1 pseudogene is annotated in these 298 nt (G+C 39.3%); it reads left to right on the top strand.

Going from position 1 to position 298, the window contains the following annotated elements:
- Positions 1–298 (top strand): annotated as a pseudogene (locus AAEZ18_RS18560) (SPFH domain-containing protein); the annotation flags it as partial.

Below are 298 nucleotides of genomic sequence, written 5' to 3'. Positions count from 1 at the left end.
GCAATTGCTAAGCAACGTGCTGAATCTGAAAAGCTAAAAATAAAAGAGCAAATTGATGCTGAACGAATTAAGGCAAATGCCATTATTTCTGCGCAGCAACGAGTGGCTGTAAAAGCGGAGCTTGCGAAAGAGCAAGAAGAGATTCTAAAGCAACAACGTTTAGAAGCATTAGGTATGGACGTTTTAGCTGAGGCTCGTTTAAGAGCTAAGTCTGCTGCACTTGATCCAAAGTATGTATTTGATGAAACGCTAAAAGCAGAAGTTAAAATTCAAACCGCTTTATTTACAAGCCTAGGTA

This window comes from Pseudoalteromonas sp. 19-MNA-CIBAN-0066, from assembly GCF_040308705.1.
Taxonomy (GTDB): Bacteria; Pseudomonadota; Gammaproteobacteria; order Enterobacterales; family Alteromonadaceae; genus Pseudoalteromonas; species Pseudoalteromonas nigrifaciens.
The sequence above is the reverse complement of the archived record's forward strand: the minus strand, read 5'-3'. Positions and strand labels throughout refer to the sequence as shown.